Origin of the sequence: Pseudoalteromonas sp. T1lg76 (assembly GCF_002964725.1) — a bacterium.
Lineage (GTDB): Bacteria > Pseudomonadota > Gammaproteobacteria > Enterobacterales > Alteromonadaceae > Pseudoalteromonas.
Window position 1 is genome coordinate 45,800 of record NZ_PQCE01000012.1, and the last position, 25,632, is coordinate 71,431.

Annotated in this window: 24 protein-coding genes and 1 pseudogene; 19 read left to right on the forward strand and 6 right to left on the reverse strand. The window is 52.6% G+C overall.

The window, feature by feature from the left end:
* Positions 1-59 precede the first annotated feature (59 nt).
* Entirely contained in the window at positions 60-614 is a 555-nt protein-coding gene (locus C2M35_RS05220) for a hypothetical protein (RefSeq protein ID WP_105188328.1), read from the reverse strand.
* 242 nt (positions 615-856) lie between these two features.
* Between C2M35_RS05220 and murI the strand changes: the two genes are divergently transcribed.
* From murI to C2M35_RS05240, 4 genes are all read left to right on the forward strand, one after another.
* The gene (murI, locus tag C2M35_RS05225) at positions 857-1,735 is read left to right on the forward strand and encodes a glutamate racemase (RefSeq protein ID WP_158677919.1); all 879 of its coding nucleotides are present in this window, start codon (positions 857-859) and stop codon (positions 1,733-1,735) included.
* 452 nt (positions 1,736-2,187) lie between these two features.
* Complete coding sequence (pdsO, locus tag C2M35_RS05230; RefSeq protein WP_105264769.1) at positions 2,188-2,904, forward strand: sortase-associated OmpA-like protein PdsO; 717 nt, start codon at positions 2,188-2,190, stop codon at positions 2,902-2,904.
* Between the two features lie 64 nt (positions 2,905-2,968).
* Positions 2,969-4,966 (forward strand): marine proteobacterial sortase target protein, encoded by a 1,998-nt coding sequence (locus C2M35_RS05235; protein ID WP_234000023.1) that lies wholly within the window; start codon positions 2,969-2,971, stop codon positions 4,964-4,966.
* Positions 4,959-5,576 carry a class GN sortase gene (locus tag C2M35_RS05240; RefSeq protein ID WP_105264771.1) on the forward strand — a complete coding sequence of 206 codons (618 nt, stop codon included), beginning with the start codon at positions 4,959-4,961 and terminating at the stop codon, positions 5,574-5,576. Before C2M35_RS05235 ends, C2M35_RS05240 begins: the two co-directional genes overlap by 8 nt.
* Here C2M35_RS05240 and C2M35_RS05245 read toward each other — a convergent pair.
* Positions 5,480-6,424, reverse strand: a complete 945-nt coding sequence (locus C2M35_RS05245) for a DMT family transporter (protein WP_105199540.1) — start codon at positions 6,422-6,424, stop codon at positions 5,480-5,482. The two genes, C2M35_RS05240 and C2M35_RS05245, sit on opposite strands and share 97 nt — an antisense overlap.
* A 134-nt stretch (positions 6,425-6,558) precedes the next feature.
* On the opposite strand from C2M35_RS05245, the gene proB reads away from it, so the two are divergent.
* From proB to C2M35_RS05265, 4 genes are all read left to right on the forward strand, one after another.
* Positions 6,559-7,650, forward strand: a complete 1,092-nt coding sequence (proB, locus tag C2M35_RS05250; protein WP_442792671.1) for a glutamate 5-kinase — start codon at positions 6,559-6,561, stop codon at positions 7,648-7,650.
* A gap of 133 nt (positions 7,651-7,783) precedes the next feature.
* Complete coding sequence (locus C2M35_RS05255; protein ID WP_105199542.1) at positions 7,784-8,143, forward strand: glutaredoxin family protein; 360 nt, start codon at positions 7,784-7,786, stop codon at positions 8,141-8,143.
* A gap of 141 nt (positions 8,144-8,284) precedes the next feature.
* Positions 8,285-9,775, forward strand: a complete 1,491-nt coding sequence (gltX, locus tag C2M35_RS05260) for a glutamate--tRNA ligase (protein ID WP_105264772.1) — start codon at positions 8,285-8,287, stop codon at positions 9,773-9,775.
* 144 nt (positions 9,776-9,919) lie between these two features.
* Positions 9,920-10,621, forward strand: a complete 702-nt coding sequence (locus C2M35_RS05265) for a DUF3581 family protein (protein ID WP_105264773.1) — start codon at positions 9,920-9,922, stop codon at positions 10,619-10,621.
* A gap of 447 nt (positions 10,622-11,068) precedes the next feature.
* On the opposite strand, the gene C2M35_RS05270 is transcribed toward C2M35_RS05265, so the two are convergent.
* Together C2M35_RS05270 and waaA are read right to left on the reverse strand one after the other, a co-directional pair.
* Positions 11,069-11,617, reverse strand: a complete 549-nt coding sequence (locus C2M35_RS05270; protein WP_105264774.1) for a DUF1415 domain-containing protein — start codon at positions 11,615-11,617, stop codon at positions 11,069-11,071.
* Entirely contained in the window at positions 11,610-12,884 is a 1,275-nt protein-coding gene (waaA, locus tag C2M35_RS05275; protein ID WP_442792748.1) for a lipid IV(A) 3-deoxy-D-manno-octulosonic acid transferase, read from the reverse strand. Before waaA ends, C2M35_RS05270 begins: the two co-directional genes overlap by 8 nt.
* A 134-nt stretch (positions 12,885-13,018) precedes the next feature.
* Between waaA and C2M35_RS05280 the strand changes: the two genes are divergently transcribed.
* Positions 13,019-14,446 carry a capsule assembly Wzi family protein gene (locus C2M35_RS05280; RefSeq protein WP_105199548.1) on the forward strand — a complete coding sequence of 476 codons (1,428 nt, stop codon included), beginning with the start codon at positions 13,019-13,021 and terminating at the stop codon, positions 14,444-14,446.
* A 23-nt stretch (positions 14,447-14,469) separates the two neighbouring features.
* Here the strand turns inward: C2M35_RS05280 and C2M35_RS05285 are convergent, their stop codons facing one another.
* Positions 14,470-15,555 (reverse strand): glycosyltransferase family 9 protein, encoded by a 1,086-nt coding sequence (locus tag C2M35_RS05285; RefSeq protein WP_105264776.1) that lies wholly within the window; start codon positions 15,553-15,555, stop codon positions 14,470-14,472.
* A 238-nt stretch (positions 15,556-15,793) separates the two neighbouring features.
* On the opposite strand from C2M35_RS05285, the gene C2M35_RS05290 reads away from it, so the two are divergent.
* Positions 15,794-16,378 carry a D-sedoheptulose-7-phosphate isomerase gene (locus C2M35_RS05290; RefSeq protein WP_105199550.1) on the forward strand — a complete coding sequence of 195 codons (585 nt, stop codon included), beginning with the start codon at positions 15,794-15,796 and terminating at the stop codon, positions 16,376-16,378.
* Positions 16,379-16,380: 2 nt separating this feature from the next.
* The gene (gene hldE / locus C2M35_RS05295) at positions 16,381-17,820 is read left to right on the forward strand and encodes a bifunctional D-glycero-beta-D-manno-heptose-7-phosphate kinase/D-glycero-beta-D-manno-heptose 1-phosphate adenylyltransferase HldE (protein WP_105199551.1); all 1,440 of its coding nucleotides are present in this window, start codon (positions 16,381-16,383) and stop codon (positions 17,818-17,820) included.
* Between the two features lie 29 nt (positions 17,821-17,849).
* Here hldE and C2M35_RS05300 read toward each other — a convergent pair whose 3' ends face one another.
* Positions 17,850-18,572 (reverse strand): 3-deoxy-D-manno-octulosonic acid kinase, encoded by a 723-nt coding sequence (locus C2M35_RS05300; protein ID WP_105264812.1) that lies wholly within the window; start codon positions 18,570-18,572, stop codon positions 17,850-17,852.
* Positions 18,573-18,648: 76 nt separating this feature from the next.
* On the opposite strand from C2M35_RS05300, the gene C2M35_RS05305 reads away from it, so the two are divergent.
* The 8 genes and pseudogenes from C2M35_RS05305 to ubiA all read left to right on the forward strand — a co-directional run bounded on the left by C2M35_RS05305 (position 18,649) and on the right by ubiA (position 25,592).
* A complete protein-coding gene (locus tag C2M35_RS05305; protein ID WP_105264777.1) occupies positions 18,649-19,728 on the forward strand; it encodes a glycosyltransferase family 9 protein in 1,080 nt (359 codons plus the stop codon).
* Positions 19,729-19,744: 16 nt separating this feature from the next.
* The gene (gmhB, locus tag C2M35_RS05310; protein WP_105264778.1) at positions 19,745-20,296 is read left to right on the forward strand and encodes a D-glycero-beta-D-manno-heptose 1,7-bisphosphate 7-phosphatase; all 552 of its coding nucleotides are present in this window, start codon (positions 19,745-19,747) and stop codon (positions 20,294-20,296) included.
* A 162-nt stretch (positions 20,297-20,458) separates the two neighbouring features.
* A complete protein-coding gene (locus C2M35_RS05315; protein WP_105264779.1) occupies positions 20,459-21,655 on the forward strand; it encodes a glycine C-acetyltransferase in 1,197 nt (398 codons plus the stop codon).
* Positions 21,656-21,666: 11 nt separating this feature from the next.
* Positions 21,667-22,693: pseudogene (tdh, locus tag C2M35_RS05320) on the forward strand (L-threonine 3-dehydrogenase).
* A gap of 58 nt (positions 22,694-22,751) precedes the next feature.
* Positions 22,752-23,069 carry a thiosulfate sulfurtransferase GlpE gene (glpE, locus tag C2M35_RS05325; RefSeq protein ID WP_105188307.1) on the forward strand — a complete coding sequence of 106 codons (318 nt, stop codon included), beginning with the start codon at positions 22,752-22,754 and terminating at the stop codon, positions 23,067-23,069.
* Positions 23,066-23,890, forward strand: a complete 825-nt coding sequence (gene glpG / locus C2M35_RS05330) for a rhomboid family intramembrane serine protease GlpG (protein WP_105199556.1) — start codon at positions 23,066-23,068, stop codon at positions 23,888-23,890. Before glpE ends, glpG begins: the two co-directional genes overlap by 4 nt.
* Positions 23,891-24,153: 263 nt before the next feature.
* Positions 24,154-24,720 carry a chorismate--pyruvate lyase family protein gene (locus C2M35_RS05335; RefSeq protein WP_105199557.1) on the forward strand — a complete coding sequence of 189 codons (567 nt, stop codon included), beginning with the start codon at positions 24,154-24,156 and terminating at the stop codon, positions 24,718-24,720.
* Positions 24,717-25,592 (forward strand): 4-hydroxybenzoate octaprenyltransferase, encoded by an 876-nt coding sequence (gene ubiA, locus C2M35_RS05340; protein ID WP_105199558.1) that lies wholly within the window; start codon positions 24,717-24,719, stop codon positions 25,590-25,592. The genes C2M35_RS05335 and ubiA overlap by 4 nt, the downstream gene beginning before the upstream one ends.
* Positions 25,593-25,632: the final 40 nt, after the last annotated feature.

Below are 25,632 nucleotides of genomic sequence, written 5' to 3' on the forward strand. Positions count from 1 at the left end.
GACAAGATTAATAAAAAGGGTGACCTAAGCGTCACCCTTTTTAATTCAATCCTAGCTACTTACGCCGCCTGGGTGATCCTGCCGTTTTGGCACAGCGGGTGTTGGCGCACATAGTCGAGGATGCGCTGCTCCATGGTGGTAAAGCAGGGGCCGCCATAGTAGACGATGGTTTCGTGATGGGTGCTGCTGTGGCAATTGCGTTTGCCGCTGTGGGCGAGCAGGGTTTCTACTTCGGCGAGCACATCGTTGATATCGTGCTGCTCGTAAATGGTCTCGGGCAGGGTGAGGTTATCGAAATGCAGGGCCAGCACCTCATGATTGCCGATGGCAAATTCGTCGCGGTCAATAAACAGCTTGGAGCCCTTTGGCAAACCGATCCCTTCCAGGGTGTCGATAATGGCGCGCTTGGCCTGGTCGATATCGCCGCTGACCAAGACGTCAAGCTCACAATATTCAATCTGGTTTTCTGCATTTAGCTGGGTGCCGGCACCCGTGACTTCCCCCAATTGCAGTCGCTGCAATACCTCATCCAATGGGTCTTCATAGGTGTCGCCGCGGTCTATGGGCTGACACTTATCATTAATACGAACCGTGATATATACATCCTTACTCATTGGGGACTCTCCCTGATGCGGTGTTTGATTATGAAAATGGAATGCGTATTACTCTTTGAATTTACGCGCAGTAAGCATTAATTTTTAGCAGCTATTGGCATTTAGGCAAGGTTATACCGAAGGTTCTGCCGAAGGCGTGCGAGAGGAAAGAGGGTGATGCCGTGATTGGACTTGGCTTTGACCGTCAAAGGCCCTAAAATTTGCCACCCAAAGGTTTTGCCCTAAGTAATGTGTACTCGGCTATGAATAAGCAAGCGATAGGTATTTTTGACTCCGGCGTCGGCGGCCTTGCCGTGGCCCAGGCGGTGCATCAATTGCTGCCGAGCGAAGACCTGCTTTATATCGCCGACTCTGGCTTTATGCCCTATGGCAGTAAAACGCAGGACGAAATACGCGGGCGCTGCCATGCCATAGTCGACTATATGGCGACCCAGGGCGCCAAGGCGGTGGTGGTGGCCTGTAATACCGCCACCATGGCGGCCATTGGCTCACTGCGGGCGCATTACTCCTTACCTATAGTTGGCGTCGAGCCCGGCGTGAAACCGGCATTGCAGCAAAGCAAAAGTGGCGTTATTGGCGTGCTGGCCACCCCCAGTACCATAGCGTCGCAGAGCTTTCAGCGCCTGTGCCGGCAACAGGCCGAAGACCTGGGGCGCATTGTTTTTCAACCTTGTCCCGAATTGGCGGCGACCATAGAAGCCCTGCATCTCGACGGTGATCACACGGAGGCACTATTGCGCCGTTATTGTGAGCCTCTACTGAGCCAGGGGGTGGATGTGCTGGTCTTGGGCTGCACTCATTACGCCTTTATTGCCCCCTTGCTAAGACGCATTCTGCCCTCGGGCGTTAGCCTTATCACCACGGAGCAGGCGGTGGCCTTGCAATTGCAGCGCCGTTTAGCGCCAAGCTATCAGTTAGGAACGCAGTTAGGAACGCAGTTAGGAACGCAGTTAGGAACGCAGTTAGGAACGCAGTTAGGAACGCAGCCCAGCGCAACGCCGGGTCGAGTACGTTTGCTCACCAGTGGCGACAGTCAGCGCTTTAGCGCCCAGTTACAGGTGCTGTGGCCGGGTGTTTGCACCTTGTCGCTTGGTACTTTGGGCGAGGCTTTAGCCTTGTAGGTCGATGCTTTGCGTCGACAAATTTAACCAATGTTGCTCTTTTGTCGGGCTTATCGGCAATTGCTCCTGCATTGCTCTACTACCGCCATCCCTGGCGGCAAAGCCCGACCTACAAGGGCGTTTCGGCAATAGGGTATTTTTGTCAGCCTGAAGGCTGACCTACAACTATGGCGGCAAAGCCCGACCTACAACGACATCTCAACAATGAGGCTCTTTTGTCGGGCTGGAAGCCCGACCTACAACGACTTACAAGTGTTGCTTTAACTCCTTGTTTTAAAGCCTGTTAAGTTGGTGCTCAGGCTTGCCACTTTGTTGCCATAATTGCCCTTTGTTTTTCCATTTTTGCGCCCCTTTGTTGCCACTGTGCCTTGTTTTAATAACTACCAAGCAAGGCGAGGAAGCAACCACTTCTGTTCTTGCCCCAACCCATTAAGAATTGAAGGATGACGACGATGAAAAAACACATTTTAGTAACTGCATTAGTATCAACTTTGGTAGCGGCGCCAGCGATGGCAAAAGAGCAAAAAGAGCTGGCCACGGAAACCGCCTGGGGTCTGGGCGCCGGTGCCACGGTAGGGGCCATTGTTGGCGGCCCAATCGGTGCCTTTGCCGGAGCCTTTATCGGCGGCATTATCGGCGAAAAGGAAGCGGCGCACAGCACCATCAAGTCACAGCAAGTGCAGCTGAGCCAATACCAGGACACGGAGCAACAGTTGCACAGTACTTTGCAGCAAAACCGCGCGCTGACTGCGCAAATCAACGCCCTGGAAGATGAGCAAAATCGTTTAGAGCAAGCCCGTATCGACAACCTTTTAGCCATGACGGTGCAGTTTCGCTCCGGCTCGGCGCACATCGAACCCCACTTTGCCGAGCAGCTGGATCACCTTGCGCAGATCCTTAAGCGCAAGCCGGACTTAAACCTTAACCTTAATGGCTATGCCGATGTGCAAGGGGATGAGCAAGCGAATCTAGACCTGTCTCAGCGCCGTGCCGATGCGGTGCAGCAATACCTGGTAAAGCAAGGCGTGGCCGCCACTCAGCTGTTCGCCGAAGGGCGAGGTGAGCAGAAAATTGTCGCCAATGGTAACGAATATGAAACGAACTTCTTTGATCGTCGCGTAACCTTGACGGCCCGCGGTGCGCAGCAAAACCGCATGGCGAAAAACTAAGCCACCGCAACCCGAGGACCAAATTATGTTGAGTTGTCCTAACAAAGTGCTCACAGCCCTCGCTGTGAGCCTTTTATCCCTAATTTTCTTTACCCCCGCCAATGCCAGTGCCTTCTCCGAAGGCCAGGCACAACTGCAATTTAGCGATGTTCAGGGAACGAATGTGGCGCCCGGCGTCCTTTTGAGCACCCGAGCGTCCATGCAGATCACCGGGTTGATCAACCAGGTGCAGGTGACTCAGGTGTTTGTAAACCGCCACCCCTTTGCGGTCAACGCCCAGTACCTGTTTCCACTGCCAAGCGAAAGCGCGGTGCATGCCATGACCATGAAGGTCGGCGAACGCACCATAGTGGGTAAAATTGCCGAGCAGCAGCAGGCCGAGCGTCAATATCGCGCCGCCCAGCGCGCCGGTAAACGGGCGGCCTTGGTAAAGCAGCAGCGCGCCAATATGTTTTCCTCGCGGGTTGCCAATCTTGGCCCAGGCGAGCGGGTGGAAATCACCCTGAGTTATCAGGAAATGATCCGTTTTCGCGATGCCGAGCTTAGCGTGCGCCTGCCGATGACCTTTACACCGCGCTATCATCCTCGTAGTTATGCCCTGGAAGAATTACGAGCCACTGCAAACGTCACCAATAATGGCGCGCAGGGCTGGCTGGCGCCTAAATTTGTTGAGCAACTCGCGCAGCAGCAAGACTTTATCGACGGCTCGCGCGAGCCTTTGTTGCAGCTGGATATAGAAATAGATTTTGGTTTGCAGCTGGAGCAGATCCGCACGCCTCACTACCTGGCTCAGGTGAGTAATCCGGACTTTGGCCGTTACCGGGTGCAATTACGTGACGATGCCATGAATCGCGATTTTGTGCTGCGTGCCAAGGTGTCGCCGAGTCAGCAGGCGCAGGCGGCCTTCTTTCGACAAACGGCGCAAAGCGGCGACTATGGACTGCTGATGCTGTTGCCGCCAAGCGATCAGTTTAGCGCTCAACAGCGTATTGCCCGTGAGCTTATTTTTGTGATCGACAGCTCCGGCTCCATGCACGGCAGCTCCATGGATGCGGCCAAGCAGGCGCTTTTTTATGCCCTTGATAACCTGGATGAAAACGACAGTTTTAACATTGTCGACTTCGATAGCAGTGCGCGCTTATTCCGCCCTCAGGCGGTGGCGGCCAATGCCTTTAACCGCGCCGATGCTGAGCGCTTTGTCTATCAATTACAGGCCGATGGCGGTACGGAAATGGCGCAGGCGCTGGACTTGGCCCTCGATGGCAAAACGCATCCAAGCTATGTGCGTCAGGTGGTGTTTTTAACCGACGGCAGCGTCGGCAACGAGCAAGCCCTGTTTGATTTGGTGCAGAGGCAACTTGGTGATAACCGCCTCTTTACCGTGGGCATAGGCAGTGCCCCCAATGGCTACTTTATGCGTCGTGCCGCCCATGTTGGCCGCGGCAGCTATACCTTTATCAGCGATGGCAGCGAGGTAAAAACCCAGATGCAGGACCTGTTTGAACGCCTGCAAAACCCGGCGCTGCGCGATGTACGCCTAAGCGCGGCGCGCGCCAAGGAATTGTCCTATTGGCCGCAGCCGCTGCCGGATCTCTACTTTGGTGAGCCGCTGATGGTGGCGATCAAACTGGCGCCGCAGCAACAGGATATTTATATCGACGCCAACACCCAGCATGGACCGCTGCGCTTAACCATGCCCATGCATGAGGTCGGTCAAACCTACCCGCACAGCGAAGCCATTGCCCGCTTGTGGGCGCGTCAGCAAATTGCCTCGCTGTTGCTTTATAACCCGGCCGAAGCGGTGCGTCCGCAGGTGCTGGATTTGGCCCTGAAACACCAGTTGCTCAGCCCCTTTACCGCCTTTATTGCCGTCGAAGAGGTGGCCACATCGACTGTGGCACAGCATAAGGAGCAGGTGGCCAATAACGTCGCCAGCGGCCAGCGGGTGCAACGCTTTGCGCAAACCGACGGGCAATCCCAGTGGCACTTATTCTTGGGCGTATTCTTGATGTTCAGCACGGCTATGTGGCTGAGACGAGAGCGGAGACAGGCTCATGGCTAAGGGAAAGCGAGCAGCAGCCCGGGCAAGTTATTGGCGCTACGGCGCCATTGCCCTGTTCGCGTTGGGGGCGAGCTTTTTTGCTCAGGGCACCTACATGCAGAGCAAGGCCTGGTTGGCACAATGGTTGATTGAGCGGGCTTGGCAGCAAAGCCTGGCATTGCCCGGAGCCAATATTCCGCCCTGGTATTATGCCGACACCCATGTGGTGGCCAAGTTGACTGTGCCCCATTTGGCGCTGGAGCGTTTTGTGCTGGCCGGCAGCAGCGGCCGTAATCTCGCGTTTGCACCAACTCATGATGAGGCCTTTGGGCCGCTTGGAGGTGAGGGCGCCAGTGTAATTGCCGCCCATAACGACACCCACTTCGCGTTTTTACGCCATGTGCAGGTGGGTGATGAATTAAGCCTGACGCTGCGCGATGGTCGCACCCTGAGTTATCGCATCGACAGCAAACAGGTGGTGCATCAAAGCGATACTCAGGCCGCCGCAGCCAGCGGCCTGCATCTGGTGACCTGTTATCCCTTCAACTCGCCGGTAGCCGGGACCGAGTTGCGCTTGCTGGTGTCGGCCTCGCTGATATCTTCTTCGTCGAGGTCGACCACCAATGCCTGATGGCGCTGGCTTATCATCACCCCGATAAAAACCACGGCTATGCTGAGCCATTGCCACAGGGTCAGGATCTCGCTCAGCACTATGGCCGACAGCAGCAGGGTGAAGATGGGGATAAGGTTTGAGTAGGCCGCCGCGGTCAGCACGGATACCTTGCTGATGGCATAGTTATACATGCCGTAGCCGCCCAGGGTAACAAAGGTGCCCAGGTAAAGAATATGGGCAAAGGCCACCGGGTCGTGCTGCTGTGGCATTTCCACAAAGAGTAAAAAGGGCGCAAAGAAAATCGAGCCCGCCAGACCCTGCAAGGCAATAAGGGTTAGCGGTGCATAACGACTGCACAGGCGTTTTACGCTCACGGTGTAAAAGGCGGCGCAGACCATGGCCAGGAATTCCAAGGTGTTACCCAACAAGGGGTTGGGCGCCTGCTCTGAGCTTGGCGAGACCATGGTCAGCAGCACACTGCCGCCAATGCACAGGGTAAAGCCGACGATAATGGCGCGGCTAATGTGCTCTTTGAGCATAAAAAAGGCCAAGAATGCTACGATCAGCGGTAAACAGGAGACTATCACCCCAGCCTGAGACGCCGAGGTGTATTCCATGGCGTGGCCTTCGAATAAAAAGTATAAACAGGGCTCGGCCAGACTCATGCCCAGCAGGTATTTCCAGTCACCACTTTGGTATTCAAAACGTTTTACAAAGCGCCATAAACACAGACACACCGCCAGGGTGGTGAGCATGCGCAAAAAAATCACCACAGTCGGGTCATAGACTCCCACCGCATACTTTAAAGAGATAAAAGAGCTTCCCCATAAAAAGGTGGCAATGATCAGGCAAAGGCTCGCTGGCATAAGAGATAACTAGTGTGGTGAAAATGTGCGGCGATGCTAGCATAGTTGAATTAATTTAACTTGTTTAATCGCCCAAGCATGGGGTAAAAATGAACTTCTTTTAATTATCAGCAGGGCTAAACACGGTGCAAACCATAGTGATCAAATTAGGCACCAGTGTGCTTACCAATAACGGCCAGGGACTGGACAGGGCGCACATGGTGGAGTTGGTGCGCCAATGTGTGCAGCTGCAAAAGGCCGGCAACCGTATCGTGTTGGTATCCAGCGGCGCCGTGGCCGCAGGGCGTGAATTACTGGGTCGCAGCGCCGGTAATGAAACCCTGGCACAAAAACAGATGCTGGCGGCCATAGGCCAAAGCCAGTTGGTACACACCTGGCAGACGCTGTTTGCTCTTTATAATGTGCCGGTCGGGCAGTTGCTGTTAACCCGCGCCGATCTCGATGATCGTGAACGCTATCTCAATGCCCGCGATACCTTAATGGCGTTGTTAAAAGAGGGCGCGGTGCCCATTATCAATGAAAACGATGCGGTGGCGACGGCGCAGATCAAGGTGGGCGATAACGACAATCTTTCGGCCCGCGTGGCGGTGCTGGCGGATGCGGATAAACTCTTGCTGCTGACCGATCAACCCGGGCTTTTTAGCGCCGATCCGCGCACCAACCCGGATGCCGAGTTGATCCCGGAAATTCGTCATATCGATGACTCCATTAAGGCCTTGGCCGGTGGCAGTGGTACGGCGGTGGGCACCGGCGGCATGGCTACGAAAATAGAGGCGGCGAGCATTGCCCGCCATGCCGGGGTGGATGTGATCATCAGTGCCGGTCACGGCGAGGACGTGATCAGCAACTGTTTAACTCAGCAGCTGGGCACCCGCTTTGTCAGCCTGACGGCACCCAAAGACACCCGCAAACGTTGGCTGTTGGCTGGCCCCATCAGCAAGGCAGCCATTTATGTGGATGATGGCGCGGCAAAGGCGCTCAGGCAGCAAGGTGCCAGCTTGCTGATCGTTGGTATTGCCCGCTTTGCCGGCGAGTTTAGCCGCGGCGATCTGGTGCAGGTATTCGACAGTCAGGGCTGCAGTGTGGGTAAGGGCGTGGCCCGTTATCACAGTGAGGAGTTGCAGCAGCTGCTGGCGAACCCGGAGCAGTCTAAGGCGCAGGTGTTGGGCTATGATAATGGCGCCATGCTGATCCACCGTGATGACTTTGTCAGCTTTCGGGATTAGCTCTTAGCGACAGCTTACAGCAGCCGTTTTCGGTAATAACTTTCGACAGGAGCCAGGGGTGTGCACTTCCCTTGGCGCAATTTTAACCGCGTGATACACTCGCGCCTTTGATTTTGTCGTGATGAGAGTTGATATGAAAGTCATTCGCTGGTTGTTAGGCCGCATTATTTTATTCTTTAATTTTGTCTTTACCCCGCGCAGCAAAAAGCGCGACCCGCAAGCGCAGCAGCAACTGGATACGCAGACCGCCAACATGGCACTGTATCAGTTCCATGCCTGTCCGTTTTGCGTAAAGGTGCGCCGCTCTATTAAGCGCAACGGCCTGAACATTGAAACCCGCGATGCCAAAGGCGACAACGCCTACCGTCAGGAGCTGGCGGAGCAGGGTGGCAAGGTGAAAGTGCCTTGTTTGCGCATTGAAGAAGACGGTCAGGTGCAGTGGATGTACGAATCTTCGGATATCGTCGCCTATCTGGATAAGATTGCCGCTTAATTTCAAGGTTTACCTCTACCCTGGGTGCTGAAATTTCTCGCACTCAGGTGTCCTGTCGCTGCGTTTTCCTCTACGAAATTACCCGCCATTGTGCTAGCATTTGCAGCAAATTTTTAGTTGCTAATTGAAAGAGACGCTAGCATGACCCAGAGCACGACTGTTCGTACCCGTGTTGCCCCGTCACCGACCGGTGATCCGCACCTAGGCACTGCCTATATCGCCCTATTTAACTATTGTTTTGCCAAGCAGCAAGGCGGTGAGTTTGTTTTACGTATCGAAGATACGGATCAGGTGCGCAGTACACCGGAGTCGGAACAAGCCATTATGGACAGCCTGCAGTGGCTTGGTCTGCAGTGGGATCATGGTCCGGATGTAGGCGGCGAGTTCGGCCCCTATCGTCAGTCTGAGCGCTCTGATCTATATAAAAAATACGCGCACCAGCTGGTTGAAGACGGCAAGGCGTTTTACTGTTTCGCCACCGCCGAAGAGCTGGACGAAATGCGTGAGCAGCAAATGGCCGAGGGCCTGCGTCCTAAATACGATGGCCGTGGCTTGTTGCTAAGCGACGACGAAGTGAAGGCAAACCTGGAAGCGGGCAAACCCTACGTTATCCGTATGAAGATCCCTGCCGAAGGCAGCTTTAAATTTAACGACTACCTGCGCGGTGAGATTGAGATCCCATGGGAAAACGTTGATATGCAGGTGCTGTTGAAGCAAGACGGTTTCCCGACTTACTTCCTGGCCAATGTGGTGGACGACCACCATATGCAGATCAGCCACATCTTCCGTGGTGAAGAGTGGATCAACTCGGCGCCAAAACTGCTTAAGCTATACGAAGACTTTGGCTGGCAAGCGCCGGTACTGGGTCACCTGCCGCTGTTGCGTAACCCGGATAAGTCTAAGCTGTCCAAGCGTAAGAACCCGACCTCTATCAACTACTACAAAGAAATGGGCTTCTTGCCGGAAGCTGTGCTTAACTACCTGGGCCGTATGGGCTGGTCGATGCCGGACGAGCGTGAAAAGTTCACCTTGGCAGAGATGATCGAGCACTTCGATATGAAACGCGTTTCTTTGGGTGGCCCGGTATTCGATATCGAGAAGCTGAAATGGCTGAATGGTACCTGGTTACGTGAAGACTTCAGCGACGAGCAACTAATTCAGCGCTTCGTTGACTGGAAATACAATGGCGACATGCTGCGCCGCATTTTGCCGGAAGCGAAAGCCCGTATCGATACGCTTTCTGATCTGGTTGACCTGGCCGGGCACTTTGTTGCCGGTATGCCGCACTATGATCCGGCGCTGTTAACCGACGGCAAGGTAGAGGAAGGTGTGGTGCGTCAGGCATTGCAATTCTTTATCTGGGAGTTGGAAACGCTGCGCCATTGGGAAAAACCAGAAATCTTCGCTATTGCTAAAAAGGTTGCTACCTTCCACGAGCTGAAGATTAAAGACTTCCTAGAGCCTATTTTCGTGGCAATTACCGGCAAGAAGTCGTCAACTTCCGTGCTAGATGCTATGGAGATCCTGGGCTCGGATATGTCCCGTGCTCGCCTTCGTTTGGCTTTAGAGCACCTTGGTGTGTCGAAAAAGCAGGCGAAAGCGCTGGAAAAAGCCTACCGCGACTTTAACTAAGCCGAAAACTAATAAAAAAGGCTGCCTTGCTCCGCAAAGCGGCCTTTTTTGTGCCTTTTTAAAGGAAAAAGCAACAGATACGACCTCTCAGTGCGTAAATTTTGTTACACTGCCGCAGTTTTTTTGTACTCAAGTAGAGCAGCTATGTTAGAGCAGTATTATCAAGATTTTGGCACCCACGTGTGTATTACCCGTGAACAGGGCAGTCGTTTTGCCAAAGCCGTGGCCGATGATTTCAATCCACTTCACGATGTTGAAGCGAAAAAATTCTGTGTGCCAGGGGATCTGCTGTTTTCAGTGGTGCTTGATAAGTACGGAATTAATGAGCAGATGCGCTTCACCTTCGCCAACATGGTGGATGAAGGCGTTAAACTGGGAATGCCAGAGGGCAGCGACCAGTTCGATATTAAAGATGGCGAAAAATGCTATTTGAGCGTGGCTCGTGAAGGCGCTAACAGTGCCTGTAAGACCCTGACCAACGCGCTGATCAAGAACTATGTGGAATTCTCGGGTAAGGCCTTCCCACACGTGGTGATCCCGCTGATGGGTAAGCAAGGAGTAATGATTAACCCGGCGCGCCCGATGATCATCTATGAGTCCATGAGCATTCATATGGACACCCTTGATGCTCACGCTCCCGAGCTGCGCGAAGGAGAGCACGAGTTCAGCTATGAAGGCAAACGCGGCAAGATCATCCTGCGCTTTGACCTGATTGAAAATGGCGAAGTAATAGGCCGTGGTGAGAAGCACATGCTGGTCTCGGGTATTCGCGAATACTGTCAGGATACAGTGGATGAGTTGATCCGTGGCTACAATGAGAAGAAGGCAGCGCTGAAACCATCGTAACGTGTGTCGGGGCGCCGACTGAGGCGCTTTTGGCTAGGTCGAGACGCCGACTAATGCGTTTTTAAAGGGCGGATGTTTATACATCGGCCTTTTTTGTTTTTTGGGGCGCCAAATGTGCTTTTTTGTAGGTCGGTCTTTTAGGCCGACAAAGGGTAACAATGCAGCTTCAGGGATGAATTGCTTGTCGTTTCTCCACTACGTCCTTCAAATTAAGATCTTGTCGCGTTGACGACGGCAACCAAAGGGCGGTTTGCGCCAACCGCCCCTTGGAACCCCAAGGCGCCCGTGATTCGCTGATGCTTACGAACTTAGCGTTTTGTTAAACGCTCCGCTTAGTCTTTGAGGCGATTTAACAGCACATCCCTGTGCTGATAAATCTAGCTCGGCATCGCGACAAGATCTAAATTTGAAAACAGGTGTCGGCGCGAAGCACCGACCTATAAAATCTCACCGCACAGATTTGTGCATGCACTTATCAAGTAGTGCTTGCCAAAAGTCCGCGCCTTTGCGGCGCGCCAAACGCATATTGTGCTCGGGGATGCTCTCTGGTTCGTCATAGTTGGCCAGGGCCTGTTCCATGCTTTCTTCGCGGATAATATGCAAGCAGGGAGCGGGGGCGCGGTTGGTGTAATTGGCGGCGTCGTCCTCATCGGCATCGGCGAACACATACTCGGGGTGAAAGTGGGCGAGTTGATAGGTGCCTTCAAAGCCCTGGGCGACTAACAGCGCATTGGCTAAATCGATCAAATCTAAGAACTGGTCGAAGTCGCTAAAGCCCTGGGTAAAGCATACCAAGGTGGTTTCAATTTCCGGGTGATTATCCAGCTCTCGGCATTGTTCTAAGGTGTCGAGCACCGCCTCTTCGAGCTCAGTGGCCTCGCTTAGATAATAGCGAATGGCGTTGTTTTCCACTTCCTGGCGGGCAAAGGGGCAGAAGTTGTATTTGACTATGACCGAGCTCACCCATTGGCGCATGGCCGCTTCACATTTATGCATTAATTTGCTCCTCGATTAGCGCCAGGGTTTTATTAATTGCACCCTGATTGTGCTGTACCACCTTAAGGCCACAGGCACCCATGTCGGCACGCTTTTGTGGCTCGCTAAACAGACTGTTTAGGGTCTCGACCAGGTTGTGCTCATCAACCCAGAGGGCGCCGCCTTGGTCTATCAAGGCCGGATACACATGGTCAAAATTAAAGGTGTGTTGGCCGCTTAACACAGGTATGCCATGGGCGCAGGCCTCGAGCGGATTATGGCCACCGCGCTCAATCAGGCTGCCGCCAATAAAGGCGACATCGGCGGCGCCGTAGAGCATGCCGAGCTCACCTAGGGTGTCGGCCAGCAGTACGGCCTCACCTTGATGTTCATCCTGACTGCGACGGGAAAAGCTTATGCCTTGAGCACTGAGTTGCTCGGCGACCTTGTCGAATTGCTCTGGATGACGCGGGGCGATAATCAGTAAGGCATCGGGGTAACTTTTTCTCACTTGCTCATGGGCAAAAAGTAACAACTCCGGCTCGCCCGGGTGCGTAGAGCCCGCTATCCAGATTGGCGCTTGTCCCAAGCTGGCCTTAAGTTGCTTGGCCTGCTCTGCTTGTTGTTCGCTGACGCCGATATCGAACTTAATTGAACCGGTAGTCTCAAGCTTATTTTTATCCAAACCTAGGCTAATAAAGCGCTCACCATCGGCCTGATGGTGGCAGGCAAGCCTGTCTATATCGCTCAAAATACTGCGCGTGAGCGGGGCAACCCGGGCATAGCCCTTGGCCGATTTGGCCGAGAGTCGGGCGTTGATAATCAGGGTGTTGAGTCCGTTTCGTTTTGCCTGATGCAACATATTTGGCCACAGCTCGGTTTCAATCACTGCCAGCAGGCGCGCCCCGGAGCGGCGAATAAAGCGGCGCTGAGACAGGGGTAAATCAAAGGGCAGGTAACAGACCTGCACTCGGGCGGCGGCAATGTCCTTGGCCAGCAATTGGTTTATTTGCTCGCGTCCCGTGGGGGTGTTGGTGGTCAGCACCAAGCGGTATTGATGTTTGTCGGCCAGCAACGCCTTGATTAATGGCAATGTGGCCAGTACTTCGCCCACCGAGGCGCAATGCAAGATGATGTCGCCGCTGGCCTTGGTAAAGCCAAAGCGTTCGCTAAAGTCTTGCCTGTAGCCCGGGTTTTTACGCCCGCGTAATACATACAGATAAAAGCAGGCCAAGGGCATAAGAATTAGCAGGATAAGGGAATATAAAAAGCGCGCAAACAAAAGAATAACTGGCCTGAAATTGCAAAGCCTTAGTGTAACCCGAGTTCTCCCCAGTGCCAAAACTTTACAATTTAACAGCTGAGTAATGGCCATGAATTTGATAGTATTTTCGCCATTATTTTAAGGCGCTAGGAAATCGCATGAAAGGACATAAGTTCGCCACCTCTGTGGCTGGTGCAGCTCTGCTATTGGCATTCAGTGGTGCGGCCGCGGCCAAACCTACGGCATATTTGCCAATCGGCTACGACGTAAATTTAGAGCAACAATTGGATCGCATGTTTGTGCAAACCACGGGCACGCCCATGAGTAAGCCGTATCGCTTTAGCGATATAGATAAGGCCTTAGCTCAGCTAAAAGAGCAAAACCCGGCTCTATTTAGTTCCATCAATGCCAAGCTTATCCGTTATCGCGGCGAAGACAATATCACCCGTGCCGGTGTGACCTTGCGTTACGAGCACGACCAGACCACGCCTTTGGCCAATCAAAGGGGCTTAACCACGGACGAGTGGGGCCAGGTGATGTTCGAGGGCATTTGGCGCCCGAACGACTTGATGTTGATGCAAGTGGGCCTAGAGTTCCGCGCCGAAGCGGGCGACCTGGTGCCTTATAACACCTTTGTGGCTATTGCCGGTGAAGATCTGCAGCTTAATATTGGTTACAAGGAGCATTGGTTCTCACCATTTAAAACCAGTGCCCAGATGATCTCGACCAATGCCAAGGCCTCGCCTTCGATTTCCTTGGGCATGGTAGCGCCGGCACATAACTGGTGGAATTTTGATTTTGAGCTCTTTTACACCGAGCTGGAAGAGGTTAAAGAGGGTATCCGCTATCAGGGCGAGTGGCACGATGGTAAACCGCGTGTTGCCGGTACCCACATCAGTCTTGAGCCGGTAAGCGGTTGGAAACTGGGTTTTAACCGTATTATGCAATTCGGTGGTGGCCCTCGTGAGGTGGACTTTGGCGATGTGCTTGATGCCTTTTTCGACCCCGCAGGCAGCGATAACAGCTACAGCGAAGAAGAAAGAGAAACTGAGCTGGGCGACCAATTGGCCTCGGTAACCTCGACCTTCTATTTCGATTGGGGCATGCCCACGGAAATCTATTTTGAGTATGGCGGTGAAGACACGCAAGGCGGCAGTAACTTTAGCCTGGGCAATCAGGTCACCTCCTTTGGTGCCTACCTGCCTCAGTTAACCTCGGATGTGGCCCTGCGTTACGAATACAACAAGTGGAAAACATCTTGGTATACCAATGGCTTGTATAAGTTTGGTAACACCAACGATGGCTTCGTGTTCGGTCATTATGCCGGCGACAGACGTATCTTTGGTGATGGTGTTCCTGCCGAAGTGCATGCCCTGGTGCTGGATTATCAGCAGGATATGGACTCTTTGTGGCAGCTTAAGCTGACCCTGCAGGATAATGATTCTGCCCAGTACAGCGGTGCTCAGGAGCTGCAGTTACTCAATAGCAGCATGATTGATGGGTATAGAGTGGAAACTCAGGTGACCTATGGCAACGACGTGTTTGACGAGAGCTACGGTCACGCCTCTGTCTCCCTGTACTGGTAAAAAACAGTACAGGTAAGCAGACCTTAGGCCTTGGCGAGTAGCGCCAGGGCCTTATCGGTTACGGTTTGCGCGCTGATGCTGTCGACGCGCTTACCGCCCACCAAAATTTCTCCCGGCCCTAAGGGGCGCCATTGGTGTGCTTTGGCACGGATCAACGCCAGCGCCGGCACGTTTAAGCTGGCGGCCAGGTGCATGATCGCCGTTTCCACACTGATCACCAGACGAGCGCGGCTGATCATCGCCGGCAATTCATAAAAATGCTGTTTAGCGCTAAAGGTACTGATGTCGATGCCTTTAAGTTGCTCGTTGTCTTGCACTTCTTGCTGCAACTGCGCCAATTGCTCATTGGGGGCGTTGATCACAAAGCGCAATGTAGGCTGTTTTTGGTGCAAGTTGGTTATGCATTCAAACACTTGGGCCAATTGCCAATCGCGCTTTTCAGTGGTCGACAGATGATTGATAAACACGAAATTATTTAGCTCATCGCTTTGTTGCAACGCATCCAGATAAGGCTTGGGCACCTGCAGGTGTTGAAATGCCTGGTTTGGGGCGTCCATGGCAACTAGGGCGTGAAAGTGATGGCGGTAAAAATCGCTAATATGATCGAAACGGGTGCTTTTTCTGACCTTGATACCGGCATCGAGAGCAGCAATGGTCTCTTTGTGTTGCCAGCGTTGCAGGGCGCTCAGGGCGTAGGCGCCAACGGCACAGCGGTCACCGGCAATCAGGCGGGCATAATGGCAGAAACGTTCGCTGCGTGTGGTGGCGATAAAAAATACCAGATCATAATTGCGCTGCTGTGCATCTTGTATTTGCTGTTGACGCTGCTGCTCTGAGTCCGGATTGGGGTAGATATGGCCGATATGGGACTCGCTCTCTAACCATTGGCCGAGAATTTGATTGCGCCCGCCATGCCAGCTTTTTTGTTGCTCGCGGCAGTCATCAAACCAAATATCAATTTTTAAATGCGGATAGGTGGCGGCCAGCTGTTGTAAAAACACCCCTTGATAGACGTAATCACCCAGTGCCAAATGGCTCATATAGAGTATGCGCTTGGCATTTTTTAATTGGGTTGCGCCGATTAAGGGATTACTTCCGTGCTTAGTCACCTAATATTGCCTGATTTAGTTTAATGCCGGCTAATAATAACAAAGCCTAGGTGGCAATGGCAGTGCCCAATTGTGGCATTTAAGTTAACAGTTAAGCTTTATTAACTAAATTCCGCGTGTAGGCTCTGCCGAGTATGCTTGTCTATTACAGGCTGCAGCCGCCAATCTCAGACAAAAACGTGCAATTCTAAATACTCTTTGGAATAATGCCGTTAAAACTCATGAATGAGGATCGAAAATGGTCAATACCGACACCCTAGCGGCTACCTACCTGGATAGCCTTGCCCGCCATCGCGCACTTTTTGATGTTATGGATACCTATCAACAGCAAGCAACCGAATTACTGGCAGCCTGTCATCAGGCATTGCAAGCCGGTGGTAAGGTGGTTTGGTTTGGTAATGGTGGCAGCGCCGCCGATGCCCAGCATCTGGCCGCTGAATTTGTGGTGCGCTATAAAAAAGAGCGCGGCCCCTTGGCGTCGATAGCCCTGACCACGGATACCTCGATCCTCACCGCTCACTCTAACGACTATCATTTCGATACCGTTTTTGAACGTCAGGTGCAGGCTCTGTGTAAGCCAGAAGACTTGGTGATCGGCCTGACGACTTCGGGCACCAGTGCCAATATCAATCTGGCACTCAAAGCCGCCAATGAAATCGGTGCTTATACCGTGGCTTTAACCGGTCGTGACGGTGGTGAGGTAAAAAACATCGCCAAGCTGCCCATCATCATAGCCAACGATGAAACCGCCCGCATTCAAGAGGCGCATATGTTTATCGGCCACTGGCTTTGTGAAGCGCTTGATTTGCTGGTAGCGGAGTAAGCATGGATCTGGGATTACTTAAAAATCTAAATAAAGCCAAGGTGTTGGTGGTTGGCGATGTCATGCTTGACCGCTACTGGCACGGTGACTCCGGACGCATCTCACCTGAGGCGCCGGTACCTGTTGTTAAGATAAACCGCCTTGAAGACAAGGCCGGTGGTGCAGCCAACGTCGCCAAAAACATTGCCCGACTCGATGGCCAGGTGGCCTTACTGGGTCTGATCGGTGATGACGAAAGCGGACAAACCCTGCAGCGCATTTTGGCTCAGGAACATATCGACTCGCAGCTGGTGCAGGTAGTGGAGCTGCCGACCATAGCGAAAATGCGGGTGATCAGCCGTCATCAGCAGGTGGTGCGTCTGGATCAGGAAGAGCAATTTAATAAAGAACATTCACAATTGTTGCTACAGCGTCTTGAGCGCGTAGTGGACGACTACGACTTTGTCCTTTTCTCCGACTACAACAAGGGTTCACTGACCCTGATTGAGGCGATGATCCGCGTTGCTAAGGATGCTGGCAAAACCGTGTTGGTTGACCCTAAATCGCCACAGCTAAGCCTGTATCGTGGTGCCGATTATATCACCCCAAACCTCAATGAATTTAGGCTAGCCGGCGGTGACAGCAGCGATGAGCAGGCATTGACCGCCAGTGCCCGTGCACTTATTCGCGAGGCCGGCATAGGTGCCATGTTGTTGACCCGCTCCGAGCAGGGCATGTCGCTGATCAGCGCCACCGAAAAGCACGACTTTGCCGCCCAGGTGCGTGAGGTCAGTGATGTTACCGGTGCCGGTGATACTGTGATCGCTACCCTGACCGTGATGCTAGGTGCCGGCATGGCCCCAGCGGATGCGGTGGAGCTGGCTAATATTGCCGCCGGTATTGCGGTAAGCAAACTCGGTGCCGCTACCGTTTCGCCGGAAGAGCTCAGCCGTAAGCTGGGACAATATCTGCGCGAAAACGGCGAGCATTATCAGGCGCCTTTTGAGTCCGTGTTGCAGCATATTGAATTTGCCAAGCAAAATGGTGAGAAAATCGTTTTCACTAACGGTTGTTTCGATATTCTTCATGCCGGCCATGTGCGTTATCTGGCTCAGGCCAAGGCCATGGGCGACCGCTTGGTAGTCGGGTTAAATACCGATGACTCCATTGCCCGCTTAAAGGGCCCGGAGCGTCCTATCAATCCGCTTGAAGAGCGTGCCATGGTGCTGAGTGCGTTAGCCTCGGTGGACTGGGTGATCCCCTTCGGAAAAGTGGAAGAAAATGATACCCCGGCCAAGCTGATTGAGCAGGTGAGCCCGGATATTCTCGTTAAAGGCGGGGATTACAAGGTGGAAGAGATAGCAGGTGCCGAGCATGTACTGCGTCACGGCGGTCAGGTTGAGGTGCTGGAGTTTCTAAACGGCTGCTCAACGTCCAACGTGATCAGCAAAATCCGCACTTAATTCGCCGTTTATCCTATCAGCAGGCCCTATCAGTAGGTAAGTGCTTGCTGATAGGCAGCCATTAAACACAGCCAGTCTTTTTCCTGCCAGTGAAAGGTGCTTTGTCGACCGGCTTCTTTGGCAAAACTGCGCGCTAATCTGGCCATATTCTGCTGCTGCCATTGTTCATCTGGCTGGCGTACCTCACCCCTGTCAAAATCAATGACATACACATTATCTTCGCCATCAAAGAGAATATTATTGATATTCAAATCGGCGTGATAGACCCCGGCGTTATGGAAGCGAGCCAAGGTTTGGCCTGTGCGCTCTAAGGTGTGCTCGTTTAAGGAGCCGGCCTGCAGGCGCTCACACAGACTTTGTGCCCCTTCTAAGGCGCGGGTAATGATGTCGCCGCGGTAAATCAGACCGGAGCGCTTAACCAGGGCGGCAATGGGCTCAACCACGGGCAGGCCCTGCTGATACAGGTCGCACATCAGGTCAAATTCGCGGTACACCCGGGTGTTCTTTATGCCGGTATAGAGGTACTGATCCTGCAAAACCTTGCCTATCAGACCACCGCGCCAATAATGACGGAGCACGGCGCGTAAATCGCCCTCGGCAAAAAAGTAGGCGGTGGCACGTCCGGTTTTTTGTGCGTACACCTTATCCTCGGCCAACCAGTGTTCAGGAGAAAACCATAGTTCGGTGATCTCGCCAACATTGGCATTTGCGGTAAACAGGGTTTTGTTCGGGGCTAGGGGAGTCAGTTGCATAATAAACACATTGGCTGCAGGTGCTTGCCAGTGTAGCTTTTTTTGCCGCAACGATAAACTCACTATTGAACTTGCAATGCGCTGGCGTTGCTTTAACATTTGCTCAGACTTTTGCTTTAGGACGCTCGTTTTGCAACTCAATTCCGTGCAATCTATCTGTATTCTTCGTTTATCTGCCATCGGTGATGTTTGTCACGCGGTGGCCGCCGTACAAGCCATTCAACGGGTGCATCCCGAAGCCAAAATCACCTGGGTAATAGGTAAGGTCGAGGCCATGTTGCTCGACGGTTTACCCGGCGTTGAGTTTGTGGTGTTTGATAAAAAGCAGGGGCGCCAGGCGTTTAAAACCTTGCGTGAGCAGCTTAACGGGCGACAATTCGATGTGCTGCTGAATATGCAGGTGGCCTTTCGCGCCGGGCTGGCGAGCCGCTGTATTCGCGCCAAGGTCAAAATCGGCTTCGATAAGGCGCGCTCAAAAGAATTGCATAGCTGGTTTATCAACCGTCGTATTGCCGCCAAAGAGCAGCCCCATGTATTAGAAGGCTTTATGCAGTTTGCCGAGCAACTGGGTGTGACCGACTTTACCCCTCATTGGCAAATGCCGCTCAGCGACACCGACAAGCAAAACGCCATGAAGCTGGTGGGCGACGATGGTGAGCCCCTGCTGGTGATAAGCCCAGCAGCGAGTAAGGCCGAGCGCAACTGGTTGCCGGAGCGTTATGCCGCGGTGGCCGAGCATGCTATGGCACAGGGATTCCGTGTCGCCATTAGCGGCGGGCCCACGGCCATGGAGCAGCAGCTTGCCGAGCAGATCATTGCCCATTGTCAGCAGCCGGTGCTCAACCTGGTGGGTAAAACCAGCCTAAAAGAATTAACCTGTGTGTTGGGCTTGGCGACCCTGGTGTTGGCACCGGATACCGGCCCGGCACACATGGCCGTGACTCAGGGTACGCCGGTGATCGGTCTTTACGCCCATTCCAACCCCAAACGCACCGGACCCTATTTGTATCAGGATTATGTGGTTGAGGTGTACAACCAGGCGGTGCAAGAGCAATACGGTAAGCCGGCCAGTGAGCTGCCCTGGGGCGTACGCGCCAAGGGTGAGCTGATGGACCGCATTGCCGTGGATGATGTGATTGCCATGTTCATAAGTTAGTACGAGAGCACCGACTATGAGTAATAAAGCGGTATTTTTAGATAGGGATGGGGTGATCAATGTCGATCATGCCTATGTCCATAAGGCCGAAGACTTTGAATTTATCGATGGCGTGTTTGGCGCCTGCCTCGCATTTCAGAATATGGGCTATCGTTTAATCGTGGTCACTAATCAGTCGGGCATTGGTCGGGGTTATTACAGCGAGACACAATTTGCCGAGCTGAGCGACTGGATGAAGGCACAATTCGCCGAGCATGGTGTACAGCTGGATGCCATTTATTATTGCCCCCACCACCCAACCAAGGGTCAAGGCGACTACGGCGTTGACTGCGACTGTCGTAAACCCGAGCCCGGCATGTTGCAACAGGGCATAGAAGCCTTTGATTTAGACCCAGGCCAATGCATCATGGTTGGTGACAAACATGGTGATATGTTGGCGGCTAAAAGCTGTGGTATAGGTACTAAAATTCTGGTGCGCAGCGGCCAAGAATTTGCCGAGCAGGCGCTGGCGGATGCCGATCTGGTCTGTGATTCCCTTGCCGAAGTACCCGCTCTGATAAAAGCTTAGATACAGCCTGGGTATTTATTCTCGTTCCATGCATGATTATAGGCGCCGTGATGAACGACAAACGATGCAATTGTGCCGCAAACCTTTTACAATACCCGCAAATATTTATTAACCGCTGAACCGACCTAGCCAAGGGAGTCGGTTCAAGTATTGGAGAAATTTATGAGAGCTTCTGCGTTTTATAGCCAGCTGCAAGCACAAATCGAGCAAGTGAAAGCCGATGGTCTGTACAAAAGTGAGCGTATTATCACCTCACAACAGCAAGCCGAAATTCAAGTAGCCAGTGGCGACAAGGTTATTAACTTCTGTGCTAACAACTACTTAGGTTTAGCTAACCACCCAGAACTAATTAAGGCAGCGCAGCAAGGTTTAAGCGACCACGGTTTTGGTGTGGCTTCTGTGCGCTTTATCTGTGGTACGCAGGACATTCATAAAACTCTTGAAGCGAAAATCAGCGAGTTTTTACAAACCGAAGACACGATTTTGTACTCTTCGTGTTTTGACGCCAATGCCGGCCTATTCGAAACCATTCTTGGTGCCGACGACGCGATTATCTCGGATTCATTAAACCACGCTTCTATCATCGACGGTGTGCGTCTGTGTAAAGCCAAGCGTTTCCGTTATGCCAACAATGACATGGCGGACCTTGAGCAGCAATTGATCGCTGCCGACGAAGCGGGTGCTAAAACCAAGCTGATCGCCACCGATGGCGTGTTCTCAATGGACGGCGTGATCTGTAATCTTAAAGCCGTTTGTGACCTGGCCGACAAGTACGATGCCCTGGTGATGGTGGATGATTCTCACGCCGTTGGTTTTGTGGGTGAAAACGGTCGTGGTACGCCGGAATACTGTGGCGTCATGGACCGTGTCGACATTATTACGGGGACACTAGGTAAAGCTCTGGGTGGCGCCTCGGGCGGCTATACTTCGGGTAAGAAAGAGATTGTTGAGTGGTTGCGTCAGCGTTCGCGTCCGTATTTGTTCTCTAACTCGCTTGCGCCGTCAATCGTGACCGCCTCTATCAAGGTATTAGAGATGCTGGCCGACGGCAAAGAGCTGCGCGATACTCTGTGGTCAAATGCCGCTTACTTCCGCGAGCAAATGGAAGCCGCCGGCTTTACCTGTGCCGGTAAAGACCACGCCATTATTCCTGTGATGCTGGGCGATGCCAAGCTAGCCGGCGCCATGGCGGATAAACTATTGGCCGAAGGCATTTATGTCACAGGCTTCTCTTTCCCTGTGGTACCTAAAGGTCAGGCGCGTATTCGTACGCAGATTTCCGCTGCCCACACCAAAGAGCAGCTTGATAAAGCGATTGCAGCCTTTACCCGTATCGGTAAAGAGTTGGGCGTTATTTAAGGAGCGCATCGATGAAAGCATTATCAAAACTTAAGGCAGAAAAAGGCATCTGGATGACGGATGCCCCAAAACCCGAAGTGGGTCATAACGATCTACTGATCAAAATTCGTAAAACCCGCCATCTGTGGTACTGATGTGCATATCTACAACTGGGATGAATGGGCGCAAAATACCATTCCTGTGCCCATGGTTGTGGGTCATGAATATGTGGGCGAAGTGGTGGATATGGGCCAGGAAGTGCGCGGTTTTAATATTGGCGACCGTGTATCGGGTGAAGGCCATATTACCTGCGGCCACTGCCGTAACTGTCGCGCCGGTCGTGTGCACCTGTGTCGCAACACTATCGGTGTGGGCGTAAACCGCGAGGGCAGCTTCGCGGAATACCTGGTTATCCCGGCATTCAATGCGTTTAAAATTCCAGACAATATCTCAGATGAGCTGGCGTCTATCTTCGACCCGTTCGGTAATGCGGTGCACACGGCGCTGTCATTCGACCTGGTTGGTGAAGACGTGTTGATCACAGGTGCTGGCCCTATCGGTATTATGGCCGCTGCGGTTGCTAAGCACGTGGGTGCCCGCAATGTAGTTATTACCGATATCAATGAATATCGTCTTGATCTGGCTAAAAAAATGGGTGCTACCCGCACAGTTAACGTAAGCCAGGAAAAACTTGAAGACGTGATGAAAGAGCTGGGCATGACCGAAGGCTTCGACGTGGGCCTGGAAATGTCGGGTGTGCCTGTGGCATTCAACTCCATGCTTAATAACATGAACCATGGCGGTAAAATTGCCATGCTGGGTATTCCACCTTCGGATATGGCCGTTGATTGGAACCAGGTTATTTTCAAGGGCTTGATCATCAAGGGTATTTACGGTCGAGAAATGTTCGAAACCTGGTACAAGATGGCCAGCCTGATCCAATCGGGTCTGGATATCTCACCCATTATCACCCATGAGTTTAGTATCGATGACTTCCAGGAAGGCTTTGATACCATGCTTGGCGGCCAGTCTGGTAAAGTCATCCTAGACTGGGCATAATGCACAGAAATAAGGCGGCTTAGGCCGCCTTTTGTTTTAGAAGAGTATTTATAGCACTATGGCGTATAAACATATTTCAGTGGCGCAGACCCAAGCCCTGTTAAATGATGAAAATGTGGTGATTGCGGATATTCGCGATCCTAACTCGTTCGCGGCCGGACATATTCCTAAGGCCGAACACCTAAGCAATAGTAATATTGGGGAGTTTATGCTCCACAAAGAGTATGACCAGCCCATTATTGTTGTTTGCTATCACGGTATTAGCTCACAAGGTGCGGCTGGTTATCTGGCCGAGCAGGGCTTTGATGATGTATACACTATGGACGGCGGTTTCTCGGCCTGGGCTACTCAATTCCCGGAACTGGTTGAAAAATGATTGAACTAGGCAGCACCAATAATGTGCGCGCGGCACAAGGCTTTGTCGATTATATCGGCACTAAGGGCTTTGTGGGTGCACTACGACAAGGCGAGCAGGGCCATGTGATCATTGGCGTTGCCCCAGAGCATTTCCATCAGGTTCAGCCGTTATGGCAAGAATTTCAGGCACAGCCAGAGCATCCCCGTTATGCGGATGCGGCCTGGCAAAGTGGCCGTACCGACTCGGGCCTGGTTTATGGCGGCACTAAGCTGAACCTGCTACAGCGTTTTAACCAGTTAAGCCTGCTGGTTAAAGGCGTGAGTATTCTTAGCATACTCATCTATGCCTTATTTTTGTTGGGTCAGTTTACCGAGATTTTCCCGCTGCTGCAGTTTAACCCGGTGCAGCCCTTGTCCTGGTTGACGCCCTCTATCGTCCACTTTTCCGCGCTTCACATTATTTTCAATGTGTTATGGTGGCTGACTTTGGGGCCCGCTATTGAGCGACAAACCTCAAAACTGACGCTGGTAAGTGTGTTTATTCTTGGCTCCTTGGTGAGCAGCTGGGCGCAGTATTTAATGGTGGGGCCTAATTTTGGCGGCCTCTCCGGTGTGGTGTATGCCCAGGTCGGCTTTTGCTGGATTTACCCCTTGTTGGCGAAGACCAAGCCGATGATGACCAAGGGTATGATAGGCTTTTTATTGCTGTGGCTGGCCTTTGGTTTTACCGATACCTTCTTTATGCCCATGGCCAATTGGGCGCACTTGGGAGGCCTGCTTAGCGGCATGCTGATAGCTGTGTTTATGGCATTCAGTGGTAATAGTAAAAAAGCGACCTAGGTCGCTTTTTTACTTGTTGGAGCAGAACCTTAACGCACTCTAAGCATTTTTTAGGCTCTCTTAGTACCCGCCAATGTGAATAATTAATCCTGCTAAAACACCTTGTTAATTGTAAAATGCATAAGGCGCGCTCGCTATAATTAACTCCTCTAGCGCTACCTTAGGTGCTCGTAGTTTTGCGGACAAGCAAAATGTAACAGCACAGCGGCAAACACATCTCTTTAGCCCTTGCCTCAGCGGTGGTATGATCCTGCGGTGTTTTTTTGATTTATTCGAGTGGTCCTTTGCCTACTTATCCCCTTTCGCTGCAGGCGCAATGGCAAGATGTTGAGCGCGTCTCCTTATCGGCGCAATTGCTTGACTGGTTGGTTGAGCCAAATTCACTTACCCGGCGGCTGAAATCATTTTCCGAGCAGTTTGCCGTTGAGGTGCTGAGCGAGCGTCTTGTGGATGCTGCTGCTTACCAAGGCGATATATTTACCTGCGATACCCAGCAGGTGCGTGTGCGTGAAGTTATCTTGTTTTGTGATAATCGCCCTATGGTGTATGCCCAAAGCTGGATCCCCTGCTATGAGCACGCAGAGCAGGGTGTGGATCTGACTCATCTGGGCGCTACGCCCTTGGGTGAGGTGATTTTTCAGGACCCTCAATTGTCCCGTCAACAATTACAGGTCGCTGACTTTAGCGCTAATGCCGATCTTCTGGCGCTGACCCAATCCTTTAATTTGCCAAACCAGCCGTTATGGGGGCGTCGCAGCCGCTTTAACCTAACCGGGCAGCAGATTATGGTGTGTGAGGTATTTTTACCTGGAGCTTATGCCTACCTATGAAGTTAGCAGCATTGCAGTGGGCGCACTGGCCTTACTATAAGCAGCTTATGCGCACCGACAAACCCATAGGCACCTTGTTGTTGCTATGGCCAACGCTCTGGGCTTTGTGGTTGGCAGCCGGTGATGCGACCTGGCCGGCCATTGAGCTGATAGTGATTTTTTCCGCCGGAGTGTTTGTGATGCGCAGCGCTGGCTGTGTGATCAATGACTTTGCCGATCGCAAGGTAGACGGCGCCGTAGCACGTACGCAGGCTCGACCACTGGCCGCAGGCAAGGTCAGTGCTGGTGAGGCGCTAAGTTTATTCGTCTTGCTTATCCTGCTGGCTTTTGTCTTGGTTTTATTGCTCAATTGGCAGACCCTAGTCCTGTCTTTTGCAGCCTTGGCTCTGGCAGCCTGCTATCCCTTTATGAAGCGCTATACCCATTTGCCTCAGGTGGTGTTGGGCGCGGCCTTTAGCTGGGCGATTCCTATGGCCTATATGGCAACGATGGAAACCGTGCCTATGCAGGCCTGGCTGTTGTTTATTGCCAATCTAGTATGGACAGTTGCCTACGATACCCTGTACGCCATGGTGGATAGGGACGATGATGTAAAAATTGGCATTAAGTCCACGGCGGTTCTTTTTGGCCGCTTTGATTTAGCCATGGTGGCGCTTCTTAATACCCTGTTTATGGCCATACTTGTGTATATAGGTAGCTCGGCCGAGTTGACTTGGCCTTATTGGCTTGGGCTTTTGGTTGCGGCGTTACTGTTAATGCGTCAGCTGTATTTAAGTCGCCAACGTGACCGCGATGCCTGCTTTGCAGCGTTTTTAAATAATCATTATGTGGGCATGGCCATCTTTATCGGCCTGGTGGCGAGTTTGTACTAGCCATGCGCCCTATGATGGGCGCATCTCGTGCTATTTTTGG

Bases quoted from the DNA above. Each gene is read 5' to 3' on its own strand.
- C2M35_RS05220 (WP_105188328.1), bottom strand. From the start codon at position 614: ATGAGTAAGGATGTATATATCACGGTTCGTATTAATGATAAGTGTCAG.
- murI (WP_158677919.1), top strand. From the start codon at position 857: ATGAATAAGCAAGCGATAGGTATTTTTGACTCCGGCGTCGGCGGCCTT.
- pdsO (WP_105264769.1), top strand. From the start codon at position 2,188: ATGAAAAAACACATTTTAGTAACTGCATTAGTATCAACTTTGGTAGCG.
- C2M35_RS05240 (WP_105264771.1), top strand. From the start codon at position 4,959: ATGGCTAAGGGAAAGCGAGCAGCAGCCCGGGCAAGTTATTGGCGCTAC.
- C2M35_RS05245 (WP_105199540.1), bottom strand. From the start codon at position 6,424: ATGCCAGCGAGCCTTTGCCTGATCATTGCCACCTTTTTATGGGGAAGC.
- C2M35_RS05255 (WP_105199542.1), top strand. From the start codon at position 7,784: ATGAAAGTCATTCGCTGGTTGTTAGGCCGCATTATTTTATTCTTTAAT.
- gltX (WP_105264772.1), top strand. From the start codon at position 8,285: ATGACCCAGAGCACGACTGTTCGTACCCGTGTTGCCCCGTCACCGACC.
- C2M35_RS05265 (WP_105264773.1), top strand. From the start codon at position 9,920: ATGTTAGAGCAGTATTATCAAGATTTTGGCACCCACGTGTGTATTACC.
- C2M35_RS05270 (WP_105264774.1), bottom strand. From the start codon at position 11,617: ATGCATAAATGTGAAGCGGCCATGCGCCAATGGGTGAGCTCGGTCATA.
- C2M35_RS05280 (WP_105199548.1), top strand. From the start codon at position 13,019: ATGAAAGGACATAAGTTCGCCACCTCTGTGGCTGGTGCAGCTCTGCTA.
- C2M35_RS05290 (WP_105199550.1), top strand. From the start codon at position 15,794: ATGGTCAATACCGACACCCTAGCGGCTACCTACCTGGATAGCCTTGCC.
- hldE (WP_105199551.1), top strand. From the start codon at position 16,381: ATGGATCTGGGATTACTTAAAAATCTAAATAAAGCCAAGGTGTTGGTG.
- C2M35_RS05300 (WP_105264812.1), bottom strand. From the start codon at position 18,572: ATGCAACTGACTCCCCTAGCCCCGAACAAAACCCTGTTTACCGCAAAT.
- C2M35_RS05305 (WP_105264777.1), top strand. From the start codon at position 18,649: ATGCGCTGGCGTTGCTTTAACATTTGCTCAGACTTTTGCTTTAGGACG.
- gmhB (WP_105264778.1), top strand. From the start codon at position 19,745: ATGAGTAATAAAGCGGTATTTTTAGATAGGGATGGGGTGATCAATGTC.
- C2M35_RS05315 (WP_105264779.1), top strand. From the start codon at position 20,459: ATGAGAGCTTCTGCGTTTTATAGCCAGCTGCAAGCACAAATCGAGCAA.
- glpE (WP_105188307.1), top strand. From the start codon at position 22,752: ATGGCGTATAAACATATTTCAGTGGCGCAGACCCAAGCCCTGTTAAAT.
- glpG (WP_105199556.1), top strand. From the start codon at position 23,066: ATGATTGAACTAGGCAGCACCAATAATGTGCGCGCGGCACAAGGCTTT.
- ubiA (WP_105199558.1), top strand. From the start codon at position 24,717: ATGAAGTTAGCAGCATTGCAGTGGGCGCACTGGCCTTACTATAAGCAG.